The sequence below is a fragment of the Blautia sp. DFI.3.45 genome (assembly GCF_020593505.1).
Classification (GTDB): Bacteria; Bacillota; Clostridia; order Lachnospirales; family Lachnospiraceae; genus Blautia_A; species Blautia_A wexlerae.
Window position 1 is genome coordinate 73,230 of the sequence record NZ_JAJDMI010000002.1, and the last position, 14,372, is coordinate 87,601.

The 14,372-nt window shown below is 41.1% G+C and carries 12 protein-coding genes; 2 read left to right on the top strand and 10 right to left on the bottom strand.

What is annotated here, in order from left to right:
- Positions 1–74 precede the first annotated feature (74 nt).
- Positions 75–1,259: a cysteine desulfurase NifS gene (gene nifS / locus LJE09_RS01105; protein WP_022381065.1), complete on the bottom strand. Its 1,185-nt coding sequence runs from the start codon at positions 1,257–1,259 to the stop codon at positions 75–77.
- A gap of 17 nt (positions 1,260–1,276) precedes the next feature.
- Positions 1,277–1,753 (bottom strand): RrF2 family transcriptional regulator, encoded by a 477-nt coding sequence (locus LJE09_RS01110; RefSeq protein WP_022381064.1) that lies wholly within the window; start codon positions 1,751–1,753, stop codon positions 1,277–1,279.
- 186 nt (positions 1,754–1,939) lie between these two features.
- Here LJE09_RS01110 and LJE09_RS01115 point away from each other — a divergent pair, with 186 nt between their 5' ends.
- Together LJE09_RS01115 and LJE09_RS01120 are read left to right on the top strand one after the other, a co-directional pair.
- Positions 1,940–3,271, top strand: coding sequence for a polysaccharide biosynthesis protein (locus LJE09_RS01115; RefSeq protein ID WP_055057375.1), 1,332 nt, complete (start codon positions 1,940–1,942; stop codon positions 3,269–3,271).
- A gap of 264 nt (positions 3,272–3,535) precedes the next feature.
- Positions 3,536–4,567: a 3-deoxy-7-phosphoheptulonate synthase gene (locus LJE09_RS01120; protein WP_055057376.1), complete on the top strand. Its 1,032-nt coding sequence runs from the start codon at positions 3,536–3,538 to the stop codon at positions 4,565–4,567.
- 250 nt (positions 4,568–4,817) lie between these two features.
- On the opposite strand, the gene xerD is transcribed toward LJE09_RS01120, so the two are convergent.
- The 8 genes from xerD to spoIVB all read right to left on the bottom strand — a co-directional run bounded on the left by xerD (position 4,818) and on the right by spoIVB (position 14,244).
- A complete protein-coding gene (gene xerD, locus LJE09_RS01125) occupies positions 4,818–5,702 on the bottom strand; it encodes a site-specific tyrosine recombinase XerD (protein WP_008704075.1) in 885 nt (294 codons plus the stop codon).
- 253 nt (positions 5,703–5,955) lie between these two features.
- Positions 5,956–6,549, bottom strand: a complete 594-nt coding sequence (locus LJE09_RS01130) for a stage II sporulation protein M (RefSeq protein ID WP_055057377.1) — start codon at positions 6,547–6,549, stop codon at positions 5,956–5,958.
- Positions 6,550–6,767: 218 nt separating this feature from the next.
- Complete coding sequence (rny, locus tag LJE09_RS01135) at positions 6,768–8,327, bottom strand: ribonuclease Y (RefSeq protein ID WP_008704078.1); 1,560 nt, start codon at positions 8,325–8,327, stop codon at positions 6,768–6,770.
- A gap of 174 nt (positions 8,328–8,501) precedes the next feature.
- Positions 8,502–9,089 carry a regulatory protein RecX gene (locus LJE09_RS01140; RefSeq protein ID WP_179961384.1) on the bottom strand — a complete coding sequence of 196 codons (588 nt, stop codon included), beginning with the start codon at positions 9,087–9,089 and terminating at the stop codon, positions 8,502–8,504.
- 2 nt (positions 9,090–9,091) lie between these two features.
- Positions 9,092–10,156, bottom strand: coding sequence for a recombinase RecA (recA, locus tag LJE09_RS01145; protein WP_022381059.1), 1,065 nt, complete (start codon positions 10,154–10,156; stop codon positions 9,092–9,094).
- A 341-nt stretch (positions 10,157–10,497) separates the two neighbouring features.
- On the bottom strand, positions 10,498–11,946 hold the full coding sequence (glgA, locus tag LJE09_RS01150; protein ID WP_008704084.1) for a glycogen synthase GlgA: 1,449 nt from the start codon (positions 11,944–11,946) through the stop codon (positions 10,498–10,500).
- Between the two features lie 53 nt (positions 11,947–11,999).
- A complete protein-coding gene (gene spo0A / locus LJE09_RS01155; RefSeq protein WP_022381058.1) occupies positions 12,000–12,806 on the bottom strand; it encodes a sporulation transcription factor Spo0A in 807 nt (268 codons plus the stop codon).
- 220 nt (positions 12,807–13,026) lie between these two features.
- Positions 13,027–14,244 carry a SpoIVB peptidase gene (gene spoIVB, locus LJE09_RS01160; RefSeq protein WP_227310914.1) on the bottom strand — a complete coding sequence of 406 codons (1,218 nt, stop codon included), beginning with the start codon at positions 14,242–14,244 and terminating at the stop codon, positions 13,027–13,029.
- Positions 14,245–14,372 lie beyond the last annotated feature (128 nt).

Genomic DNA, 14,372 nt, shown 5'->3' on the forward strand with positions numbered 1-14,372 from the left:
CCTGTTATCCTGACTTTCTTTTAATATTATTTCTGTTGTAACTGCAAAAATACAAACAATTATCTTCTGTTTTGTTATTTATTCTGTTTTTTCATGAAATCTTCATATAATGGAGACATGCTTCTTAAGTGCGCTACAATTTCTTTCAATCTGTCCACTACGAAATCTACATCTTCCATTGTTGTCTCTTCGCTGAGTGTCATACGCAGAGAACCATGTGCAATCTCGTGCGGAAGTCCGATTGCAAGAAGTACATGGGACGGATCAAGAGAACCTGATGTACAGGCAGATCCGCTGGATGCACAGATTCCATAATTATCCAGCATCAGCAGGAGAGATTCGCCCTCAACAAACTGGAAGCTGACATTTACGTTATTCGGAAGACGTTTTATACGGTCACCGTTTACTTTTACATAAGGAATCTCTGTCTCAATTCTGTGGATCAGATGATCTCTGATAGCGATTTCTTTGTCAGTACGTTCTTTCATGGATGCATTTGCACGTGCTGCTGCTACACCGTATCCAACGATTCCCGGCACATTCTCTGTACCTGCACGACGTTTACGTTCCTGTGCACCGCCATGTACAAAGGAACGGATTTTTACGCCCTTACGAATGTAGAGGAAACCGATTCCTTTTGGTCCATTGATCTTATGTCCGCTGGAGCTTAACATATCAATATTGCATTCATCCACATTGATCGGAACCTGACAGAATGCCTGAACAGCATCTGTGTGGAAAAGCACTCCATGCTCTTTTGCGATACGTCCGATTTCCTTGATCGGCTGGATAGAACCAATCTCGTTGTTTGCAAACATTACAGAAATCAGGATTGTTTCCGGTGTGATTGCTTTCTCAAGTTCATCCAGTTTTACAATACCGTTCTCGTCTACATCTACATATGTGATCTTTGCGCCGCGTTTCTCCAGATATTCACAGGTATGGAGAATTGCATGATGCTCGATCTTTGTTGTGATGATGTGGTTTCCTTTTGCTTTATATGCCTCAAAGGTAGCCTTCAGAGCCCAGTTATCAGACTCGGAACCACCTGCTGTGAAATAAATTTCTTCTTTCTTTGCTCCAAGAACTTCTGCGATCTGCTCTCTTCCTTTGGTGATCGCCTCTTTGCTCTTGCCTGCAAAATCATAAATACTGGACGGGTTGCCATAATATTCTGAAAAATATGGCAGCATTGCCTGGACAACCTCCGGTGCTGTTTTAGTTGTTGCTGCATTGTCCAGATAAATCATTTTTCCCATTTTCTTGTCCTCCTGTTTTATTTAAGTATGTCCGGTACATTTTCTTCCATGCCCTGACTTTCCATTTTTTCTTCATGTACTCTTCTGCTTTCCTCGATCAGCTGACCAAGCATCAGGGTATCGACAGCGCTTGTAATACTGTCATTGATTCTCTTCCAGACGAGCTTTGCCACACATACATCACTGCCATGGCAGGTTCCGTCATTCTCAATCCCGGGACAGGCTGCTGCTTCCAGGCTGCCTTCCAGCACACGCAGGACTTCACCGACCGAGATCTCATCTGCCGGCTTGCCAAGCTGGTATCCGCCGTAAGCCCCTCTGCTGCTCTTTACAAGACCGGCCTTCTTAAGCATGGCCATAAGCTGTTCGAGGTAGCTTGTGGAAATATCCTGTCTCTCCGCAATACTCTGTAAAGATATCGCTTCATTCGCACTGTGCAAACCAAGATCTATCAATGCTTTCAAGCCATAACGGGCTCTTGTTGAGAGTTTCATTTTCTCACCTCGTTTTTTAATTCCCAGTGTTTCCCTCGGATTTCATGATTACTTTACCAGAAACAAACCGTTCTGTCAAGGCTGTTTTGTTCATATATTGCTGTAAAGGCGTTTCGGCAGGTTACTGTTTTTTAGTCAAGCGGATATTCGCACCTGCTGCGCATGAAAAGGTCTGGATTTTTCATTATGTCAAAAAAACTTTTTATCAAAGGAACTTTACTTCTTACATTTGCCGGTTTGTTAAGCAGACTTATGGGGTTCTTTTACAGAATATTCCTGTCACACACTATTGGTGCACATGGGCTTGGTATCTTTCAGCTTATACTTCCACTGCAGATTCTGATCATGTCCATCTGCGCTTCCGGTATCCAGACTGCAATCTCCCGCCTCACTGCCGCAGAAAAAGTTTCCAAAAATCCCAGTCGTCATATCTCAGATTATTTTGTCGTGGGAACTGTATTTTCTGTTGTTTTCTCCCTGGTATTCTCCTGGTTTCTTTACAGCTATGCAGATTTCTGGGCAGTACAGATTCTGAAAGAGTCACAGACCTCCGGTCTGATACGGATTCTTTCTCTGAGTATTCCGTTGAGTACACTTCATACCTGTATCAGCAGCTATTATTTAGGAAGAAAACAGGCCGGATTTCCCGCAGGAGTCCAGCTTCTGGAACAGCTTTTCCGCACAGGCGGATGTTATATTCTTTATCTGATCTGTGCATCGCAAGGGCGAAACATCACTCCGGCAATTGCAGTCGGCGGAAATCTTATCGGGGAAATAGCCTCATCTTTTATTTCTCTTTTCGCAGTCAGTATGCATTTTAAGGTAACACATTATAATATCCGGAATATCAGAAGACCGCTTTCTATTCTCAGAAAATTGCTCCATATTTCCGTTCCTCTTACCATGAATAAAATACTGCTCACCCTTCTGGGAAGTATTGAAGTGATTCTTATACCTGCAAGGCTGCAAATGTCAGGACTTACTCCCAAAGATTCCCTGAGTGTTTACGGAATCTTTACAGGGATGGCACTTCCGCTTATTCTTTTCCCCGCTACGCTTACAAACTCGGCTGCGGCCATGCTGATTCCCTCCATTACCCAGCTGCAGACTCTGGGGTATCAAAAGCGAATCCAATATGTGATCGGCAAGATTTTCCGATACTGTCTGCTACTAGGCGGATCCTGCTTGGTTTTTTTTCTGTTTCTTGGAGAATTTCTTGGAAATTTTCTGTTTCACAGTCAGACAGCCGGAATCTATATCCATACCATGTCCTATATCTGTCCTTTTCTGTACCTGAACACCACTCTCACCAGCGTACTCAACGGCCTTGGAAAATCCGGCATCTGCCTGCTGCACAGTGTGATCAGCGTCTGCATCCGGATCAGTTTCGTGCTGTTTGCAATCCCTGTTCTGGGAATCCGGGGATATCTGTACGGGATTCTCTGCAGCGAACTGGCGCTCAGCATCCTGCACAGTTTACAAATACTGCAAAACAACTATAGCAATCCCCGTAAATAATGCATATTGATTAAGAGACTTGATAGTTACTATTCACACTCCACTATCCCGCGAGGTGTTTTGGCATGGATATGCCAAAATTCCATTGCCGCAGGTAATCTGGAATGAATTTTGGCTACGTTACTGAGAACGAAGTGAACAGTAACGCTTGATATGATCGCAGAAAGTCATCCGAAAATATTTTGGCTATCGACATTCAGATAGGAATGGTTTATAATAAATTCCGAAAAAAGCAAGACAAATAGACACAAAGGAGATATTACTATGGGATTCGATTTTATCAAAAAATTACCAACCCCTGAAGAAATCCGTAATCAGTATCCCATTGATGCTGAAATTCAGGCTGTTAAAGATGCAAGAGATAAAGAACTGCGTGATGTTTTTACCGGAAAGTCCGATAAATTCCTTGCAATCATCGGTCCTTGTTCAGCAGATAATGAAGATGCTGTTCTGGACTATCTTACCAGATTACGCAATGTTCAGGAGAAAATAGCTGACAAGGTTCTGATTGTTCCACGTGTTTATACAAACAAACCAAGAACAACAGGAGAAGGCTATAAAGGTATGGTTCACCAGCCGGATCCCGAGAAACAGCCAAATCTTCTTGCAGGGCTTGTAGCAATCCGTAAAATGCATATCCATGCAATCCAGACCAGTGGTATGACCTGTGCAGATGAGATGCTTTATCCGGAAAATTACCGTTACCTTTCTGACCTGCTTTCTTATGTGGCAGTAGGTGCACGTTCTGTGGAAGACCAGCAGCATCGTCTTACCGTCAGCGGCATGGAAGTTCCTGCAGGTATGAAAAATCCAACCAGCGGCGATCTTGCAGTCATGCTCAATTCCGTTGTAGCAGCTCAGGGTGGACATCGTTTTATCTACAGAAGCTGGGAAGTAGAAACAACAGGTAATGAACTGGCTCATACAATTCTCCGCGGTGCCGTAAATAAACATGGGGAGGCAATCCCGAACTATCATTACGAGGATCTTCGTCTTCTCTGGGAGAAATATCAGGAGAAAAACCTTAAAAATCCGGCTGTTATCGTTGATACCAACCACTCTAATTCTAATAAACAATATGACCAGCAGGTTCGTATTGCAAAAGAGGTTCTCCACAGCCGCCAGGTAGACCCGGAACTTCATACTCTGGTAAAAGGGCTTATGATCGAGAGTTATATTGAACCGGGAAATCAGAAGATCGGATGTGATCATATTTACGGAAAATCTATTACCGATCCATGTCTTGGATGGGAAGAATCCGAACGTCTTCTGTATACAATTGCCGAGATGTGTTGATCCGTTATTGTTTATAAACAACATTCCATACTCTCTGATCAAATGGATCGCTGTAATTACATTATCTGTAAATAGCACATGTTATGACATTACAGGAAAAAACTATTCAGCCACCCACTGCTTATTGCTCTTCACAATTAAAGCAGGGGACTTACTTGATTCAGTTAAAAAAGCTTCTATAAACTGTTCAAAACAGACTATAGAAGCTTTTTCATTTGACATTATAGCAATCCTCATAAATAATAAGTTTTTAATGACGTGGATGTGTTTTCATATACACATCACGCATTTTATTCATATTCATGCCCAGATAAACCTGCGTAGTGGAAATATCGGAATGTCCAAGCATTTCCTGAACACTTCGTATATCCGCACCATTCTGCAGCATATGCACAGCAAAAGAATGTCTCAATGTATGCGGGGCAATATCCCTTTTGATACCGGCATCATCCGCATATCCCTTTAATACTTTCCAGAATCCCTGACGGCTCATCGCTTTCCCTGAACAATTTGTAAATAATGCTGTTTCTTTCTCATCTTTCACAAAAACAGTTCTGGCTGTTTGCAGATACCGTTCCATTGCCTTCTTGCATGGAATACCAATAGGGATAATCCTCTCTTTTCCATTCTCATTACAGACCACATATCCAAACTGGAGATTGACATCAAAAATCTGAAGATGAAGCATCTCACTGACTCTCATACCTGTTGCATACAGCAATTCTAGCATTGCTGAATCTCTTATCCCTTTAGGGGTATCCAATTTCGGCTGCTGAAGTAATTTATCCACTTCTTCTATGGTAAGTATCTCAGGTGCCCTTTTCTCAACCTTCGGAGGTTTCAGGTTATCTGCCGGATCTTCTGCGATCACGCCTTCCTTCCACAGATACTGAAAAAATGCTCTCATAGAAGCAACGCTTCTGGAAATGGAAGATGACGCAAACTTCTCACGTTCCATGTAACTGATATACCCTTCAAGCTCAAGTTCTTTTACATCTTTATAATTTCTGATTCCCCGTTCCTTCAGAAATTCCGCCATTTTTTTCAGATCTCTCTGGTATGAGATCTCTGTATTTGCCGATGTTTTTTTTGTATTATGCAGATATGTAATAAATTCCCTTATTTCTATGTCCATATTCCCGTTTCCTTTTAATCAAAATATCCGCTGCCTGTAGCTCCTGCAATCAGACGAAAATTAATCCTCTTCACAGTTTATCAGCAGAAAATCGTACTCTCTCCGATAAAATGTATATGTATTATACTGTTTATTTTACATAAAATCAAACCTTTTTTTCGAGTAAAATCCTTGTATTTCAAGCTTTTTCAGCATCAAATACCATATGTCGGAGATTTTATGACAACCAATACTAAATATAGTAAATATGTCATTAAAAAATTTTTATATATTTCAGAATAATGTCAATGATCAGAGGGTTCACATAGCATTCGATAAGTATTCCCAGAAAATATCCTACTGCTGCAATACACATTTTTTTAAGATAAATACTGACTTCTCCGGAAATCAGACCTCTGTTTCTCCATATTTCTGATGATATCTTCCATTCCTGTTCCATAGAATAAAGCCAGACCGGAATGTAAAATAAATATTGCGGCAGCAAAAGTCCCATTCCGATCACCCCGCCTGCAAATCCAAATTCCAGTATAGAAACAGTCATTATCATACCTGCATACAATCCTGATCCCAGAAGCGTTATAACAGCAAGCGGCGCACCAAAAATCGAAAATCCACAGATTATATTCAACAGATAAAAAACACCTCTGTATTTTAATATTTCTTTCAGATATTCAATATTGCCTGTATTTTTTCCTGCAAATGTACTCAGAAAATATACCGATGCCCATGTTTTCTGTTGCCATTTTGCCTTCCAGATTATATTCGGTATCAGATTTCCGGCCAGAAATCCAAGAAGAAATAAAATAAGCGCAGGAAATTTTTTGGTTCCCGTTCTGTTTTTCTTCATTCTATCACCCTGTACCAGTTTACTGAGAAATTCCAGGAAGTATTCCTGTCTTTACAAGAAAGAATCGTGTCCGGAGGGCTTTTTTATGTTATAGGAACATTACGGAGTAATTTCCTATAACATAACATAAAAAAACTGCACAGACTGTATAAATACAATCTGCACAGTTTATATCTGCAAAGAACTGTCCACGATAGTCCATAAAATGAACAATCATATTATTTCGCATAGTCAATCGCTCTGCTTTCACGTATCACGTTGACTTTAATCTGACCGGGATATTCAAGTTCTGCTTCAATCTGTTTCGCAATATCGCGCGCAAGGAGAACCATATCTGCATCATTAACATGCTCCGGCACTACCATTACACGTATTTCTCTTCCCGCCTGAATGGCAAAAGATTTATCAACACCTTTAAACTGGTTCGTAATATCCTCCAGTTGTTTCAGACGATTGGTATAAGTTTCCAGCGTTTCTCTTCTTGCACCAGGTCTCGCCGCTGAAATAGCATCTGCAGCCTGTACAATACATGCGATCAGAGATTCCGGCTCACAGTCACCATGATGAGATGCGACCGTATTGATAACAATCTGGGATTCCTTATACTTCTTACAGAGATCCACACCAATCTGAATATGAGATCCTTCTACTTCATGGTCAATTGATTTACCAATATCATGAAGAAGACCTGCTCTCTTAGCCATACGGACATCTACGCCAACCTCACCGGCCAGCATTCCGGATAACTGAGCTACCTCAATAGAATGTCTTAAAGCATTCTGTCCATAACTTGAACGGAACTTCATACGTCCAAGAAGTTTCAGTAATTCAGGATGAATACCATGAACTCCAACGTCCATAGCTGCATTCTCACCATCTTCGCGAATCTGCGCTTCTACTTCTCTCTGGGCTTTCTCAACCATCTCTTCGATTCTGGCCGGATGGATACGTCCATCTACGATCAGTTTCTCAAGAGCTACACGTGCAACTTCACGACGGATCGGATCAAAAGCAGATAACACAACTGCTTCCGGTGTATCATCAATAATAAGATCCACACCTGTAAGTGTCTCAAGAGTACGGATATTACGGCCTTCACGACCAATAATCCTTCCTTTCATCTCATCGCTCGGAAGCTGAACAACCGAAATGGTAGTTTCAGCTACATGGTCAACTGCACATTTCTGGATGGCATTGACAACATATTCCTTAGCCTTCTTACCAGCTTCTTCCTTTGCCCTGCTTTCCAATTCCCTGTAAAGTCTGGCTACATCCACTTTTACATCATCTTCAACGGATCTGAGTAATTCTTCTTTTGCCTGTTCGGAGGTCAGACCTGAAACTCGTTCCAGTTCCTGTACTCCTTTTTGCTCAAGTTCTTCTACCCGTTTTTCTTTCTTCTGCACCTCAGCTGCTCTCGCTGTGCATTCCGCTTCACGCTTCTCAACTGCATCTGCTTTCTTGTCAACCGCGGATTCTTTTGCTAATACACGATTTTCATATTTCTGCAGTTCGTTTCTTCGTTCCTTGGTTTCTTTCTCCAGTTCATTTTTTGTACGGAGAGATTCTTCCTTCACTTCCAATAAAGCTTCTCTTTTTTTAGTCTCAGCTGTTTTCAGAGCTTCATCTATGATGCTTCTTGCTTTGTCTTCTGCTGTCCCAACAATCTCGGCATCCTTCTGGATTTTATTGTTCACAGCGACTTTGCAAGTAACAGGAACTGCAATAAGTAGCGCGACTACCACAGCGACAATTGCAACAATAATTGTTGTTGTCACAGGAGCACCTCCTTATTTAGTTTTCATTGTACAAATACAACAATACAAGTTTATCTTTTTTTCATACTTATGTCAAGTTTTTCAGGATAATTGTTTGAATATTTTTCCTATATTTAATTACTGTTCGTTCTGTTCTCAGTAATATATTTTGCAATATACATACAATGGAGTATACTATGATTCATCCGAATATGTATGTACAAGTCTGATATTCATATTCTCAAGAGTATCTGCAATGTCTGAATATCCAAATCCTCTTCTCACAAGATAACCATAGAGCCGACGCATTTTTTTCTCATCCAGCTCAGTATCCGGCGGATATTTCTTTTCTATGGTTCGATAGAGGATTTCTTTTTCATCAGGCATATTTAAGGCAGCCTCTTCCTCCCATGCATTTATCGCTGTTTTCCTGTCTATTCCCTTTCCCATAAGTTCCCGGATGATCTTCTGCCGGCTCTTTATATCCATTCTGTATGCAATATAAGTTCTGGCATATCGTTCATCATCTATATATCCATAGGCTTCAACATATGTCAGAGCATGATCAACCGCCTGACTGGTAAATCCCGCCTGGCGCAATTTCTCTCTCAATCCCTTCTCCGTCCGATCCATATGTTCTAAGAGACGCATGGCTTTACGCCTTGCGTCTCTGTATTCTTCAGGTTCTTCCGTTAAATTTTTCTGTTGTTTCTGTACAGTCTGTCTCTTTAAAGCCTCTGCATTCCTGAGAAATTCTCTCAGATCTCCGGATGAATTCCCCATGATCACTCCTCAGAAGCATCCGGTGCATCACCTGTTGCCGGCACCGGCTCTTTGGCCTGTCCTTCTTCATCCGGAAGAAGATGATAATGGATTCTGACTTGCTTCTCAATCTCATCACAGATATCTGTATGCTCTTTCAGGAAAATCTTCGCATTTTCACGTCCCTGTCCGATCTTATCTCCGTTATATGCGTACCATGCACCGCTCTTATTTACAATTCCGCATTCCGCTGCCAGATCAAGAATATCTCCCTCTTTGGAAATGCCGGTTCCGAACATAATATCAAATTCTGCCTGTTTAAACGGCGGAGCCACCTTATTCTTCACAACTTTGATTCTGGTGTGGTTTCCCACCATCTCACCGCCCTGTTTCAATGTCTCTACTCTGCGGACATCCATGCGGATAGATGAATAAAATTTCAGAGCACGCCCACCTGTCGTTGTCTCAGGGTTTCCAAACATAACTCCAACCTTCTCACGCAGCTGATTGATAAAGATAACTACACAATTAGATTTACTGATCACTGCTGTAAGTTTACGGAGAGCCTGTGACATCAGTCTGGCCTGAAGACCTACATGGCTGTCACCCATATCTCCATCAATCTCCGCCTTCGGTACAAGTGCGGCAACCGAGTCAACGATCACAATATCCACAGCTCCGGAACGCACCATCGTCTCTGTGATCTCAAGTGCCTGTTCTCCATTGTCCGGTTGTGATATGTACAGGTTATCGATATCTACACCGATATTCTTTGCATAGACAGGATCCAGAGCATGTTCTGCATCAATAAATCCGGCAATCCCGCCTCGTTTCTGCACTTCCGCAACCATGTGAAGTGCAACGGTTGTCTTACCGCTGGATTCCGGTCCGTAAATCTCGATGATACGTCCCTTGGGAACACCGCCTACTCCAAGTGCAATATCAAGACTTAAAGATCCGGTAGGGACTGTCTCCACCTGCATATTTGCTCCGGATTCCCCGAGTTTCATGACTGATCCTTTCCCGTAATGTTTCTCAATCTGTCCAAGCGCTGCTTCCAGTGCTTTCTGCTTTTCTTCATTTATCATTTATTTTAATCTCCTTCAGCCCTTCAAGAACTTATGTTCGTTTTCTATTCACTATAGTATTATACTTCCTGTCAAATGTCAAGCTTTTTATTCTGCCTGAATAACCTTTTCATGTTACTGGTTACTGTTCACTCCGTTCACAGTAACGTTGCCAAAATTCATTCCAGATTGCCTGCGGCAATGGAATTTTGGCTTGTATCTCTCGGGATTTTGGCATATTCATGCCAAAACACCTCGCGGGATAATGGTGTGTAAACAGTAACAACATAACAGTAAAAGCAGGGAATGTGCTTTTTTTACATTCCCTGCTCTTTCGTAGTTTTTAATATTTCTCTCTGTTTTTATTTATCACCAATCAGCCAGTTGTACATTTCTTCATACTGACGTGCGGAATTACCCCATGAGAAATCAGCTGCCATAGCACGATCAACCATTTTATTCCATTCACGTTTCTTATCATAATAGATTCTTTCCGCATTGCGCACTGTTGCAAGCATCTCATGCGCATTGTAGTTTCTGAAAGAAAATCCGTTTCCGGTTCCCTCATATTCATTATAAGGTACGACCGTATCCTTCAGTCCACCTGTTTCTCTGACGATCGGAAGTGTTCCGTAACGGAGACTCATCAGCTGACTCAAACCACATGGCTCAAATAAGGACGGCATCAGGAACGCATCTGCTGATGCATAGATACGGTGAGACATTTTCTCATCATAATAGATCTGAGCAGATACCTTTCCATGATATTTCCAGTCAAAGTGACGGAACATATTCTCATAACGTTCATCACCGGTTCCAAGAATTACAAGCTGGATAGCATCCTGGCAAAGCTCATCCATCACATATGCGATCAGATCAAACCCTTTCTGATCTGTCAGTCGTGATACAATACCTATCATCATCGTCTTCGGATCTTCCTGCAATCCAAGATCTCTCTGCAGCTGAAGTTTGTTCTTAACTTTCTCTTTTCTGAAAGTTGTTGCATTATAAGTCTTTGTGATATATGGATCTGTTTCAGGATTGAATTCATTGTAATCAATACCATTTACAATTCCACGCAGGCTGTTTGCACGCGCACACATCAGACCGTCCAGTTTTTCTCCATAGAACGGTGTCTTGATTTCCTCTGCATAAGTATTGCTTACAGTAGTGACTGCATCTGCAAACACAATACCGCCCTTCAGATAGTTGGCATCTTTATATGCTTCCAGTTTGTCTGCTGTAAAATAATAATCGGACAGTCCTGTGATATTCTTGATTGTCTGTACATCCCATACACCCTGGAATTTAAGGTTATGTATTGTCATGATCGTCTTGATATTCCAGAAAAATTCATTCTGCTGGAAGCTGTCGTGCAGATATACGGGAACAAGTCCGGTCTGCCAGTCATGACAGTGTATAATATCCGGTCTGAATCCGATAACCGGAAGAACTGACAGTACAGCTTTGGAGAAGAATGCAAATTTCTCCAGATCCCATGTTCCTCCGTCATACGGTTTGGGTCCGCTGAAATAGTATTCATTGTCAATAAAATAAAACTGAATTCCTTCGTACTCCATGTGCATGATTCCTACATAGCAGTTCTTATATCCAAGATCCATATAGAAATGTGTGATATAGTTCATTTTATCTTTCCATTCCTGTTTCATACAGGCATATTTCGGTAAGATCACACGAATATCAAAATATCGTTTATCAAAATATTTCGGCAATGAGCCAGCTACATCTGCCAGACCTCCTGTTTTGATAAATGGTACAGCTTCAGATGTTGCAAATAAAATATTTTTCATGCGAAAAACCCTCCTTGGTAGCCTTTATTGAATAATTATACTCCAAACTATGACTATTGGAAAGAGCGATTTTTATATTCCAGTCTGATTTTATCTGCAATCAGAGCAATAAATTCTGAATTTGTGGGTTTTCCTTTTCCTGTACTGACTGTGTAACCGAATAATTCATCTATTGTGTCCATTTTTCCTCTGCTCCAGGCAACTTCAATGGCGTGTCTGATAGCCCGTTCCACTCTGCTGGCTGTTGTCTGATGTTTCTTTGCAATCGTAGGATACAGTATCTTGGTAATGGAATTGAGCATCTCCATGTCATTAACTGACAGGATGATGGCGTCACGCAGATACTGATATCCTTTAATATGTGCAGGCACTCCAATCTCATGAATGATATTTGTCACGTCTGTTTCCAGATTTCTCACAGGTACCGGATTGTCTTCTGTCCTTTCAGGCTGCCGCCCGATCTGACGTATTCTTCTCTCGCTGGCTCTGCGCACATGTTTGATACGATTAAGCAGCATCTGATTATCGAAAGGCTTCAGGATATAATAATCTGCCCCTAAGTTAAATGCATTTTCTGTAATACGTTCCTGACCGACTGCCGAAACTACGATAAATGATGGGATCTTTTTGAGACTTTTGTCATTGGCAAATTTCTCCATTACTGCCAGTCCGTCCATTTTCGGCATAATAATATCCAGAACCACAACGTCCGGTTCCTTTTCACGTATAATATTACAGATTTCTTCTCCGTTATGCGCTTTTCCCACAAGTTCCAGATCTTTGTCTTCTTCTATTATCTGACCAAGTACTTCCACCATTTTCTCATTATCATCTGCAATTGCCACATTTAATTTTTCCATAAATTTCACTCCTCCCCCATTTTTCAATAAATCTCTTTTCTTTTTCGGTTCATCACATATTATAGAGGAATGCTTACGGAAAAATCAAGACACAGAGGGAAATTTGTCCTATTTTATGTCGACATCTTTGGTGATTCTTTTTTCTTTATTTTCATTTTTCACAGGCATCTGATATATTTCGACAATAATCAGATTTTTGTTTCATAATCCTGATCATCCATTAAAAGAGTCTTTCTGTATTTTTCAGCATATTTTCAATAAAGATTCCATATCCGCTGGAAGCATCCTGAACAAATACATGAGTTACCGCACCAATGATTTTTCCATTCTGGATAACCGGGCTTCCGCTGAGCCCCTGTACAATCCCTCCTGTAGCTTCCAGAAGTTCTTTATCTGTCACCTTTATCACAAAACTTTTGTTGGTATCTTCATGATTCAAATCTATTTTTCTGATCTCTGCACCATATTCTTTTACCTCGCCATCTGTACTGCAGAGAATTGTGGCTGTTCCAATCTTCACTTCCTGCTTATACGCAGCCGGCATTTTCTTTAAAGTGATCGCATCATCTGCAATCCCTGTGAACTGACCATAAATTCCGTTTCTGCTGTTTGCTTCGATAGTTCCAAGAATATTTCTGTCATCATAGCAGATGTATCCTGCAAGTTCGCCGGGATTGCCTTTACTTCCTTTGTTAATCGCAAGAATCCGGGCTTTATACAAAGCTCCGTTTCGGATATTCAGAAGCTGGGCAGTGTCTATATCACTGATTCCATGGCCAAGGGCACCATAATTACCATTCTGATCTACGTAGGTAAGTGTTCCTATCCCCTGAGTATCATCTCTTACCCAGATTCCAAGTTTATAGTCTCCTTTTTTGTCTTTTACAGGAGTTACAGATACAGGAATACTCTCTCCTTTGCGGCTTATCCCCAGTGTAACTTCGCCGCCATCAAGTTCTGAGATGTCATCTATCAGTTCTCTTTTTGTAGAGATTTTTTCTCCGTTAAATGAGATAATGTAATCTCCCTGTCTGATAATATTTCTCGCAGGCTCCTCTGTCTCACCATTCCGATTCTGAATTTCACCGGTGTCGATCACCAGAACACCTTCTGTTTGCATATAAATTCCTATGGTGCTTCCGCTGACATAAATTTCCTGATCATCTGCAGGTGTTACTTTTATTTCTTTAAATGGAATATAACCCAAAAGTTTACAGGGCAGAATATAGCCTCCATCCTGCGAAACAGTAACTGCTTTTTCAAATGTAACAAACGGTGTTGACAAAACTTCTGTGACATCTTCTGTTTTTTTGCCTCTGGAAATCTGAATTTCGTCAGGTATCTTTCTGTCCAGATATCTGTAACCTGATATCAGCATCACCAACAGATCCAGTACAAGACAACAGATGACAAAAAGTCTATATTTTCTTTTGTTCATTGTTATGCACATCCTTTCATTCTGTATTTATGAAATTCTGTAACTGTGAAATTGCCATAAAACACTTCCCATCACAGTAAACCCGAAAGGTACAAAAATAAGAGAGAACAATCCGTCACAAAGATTAT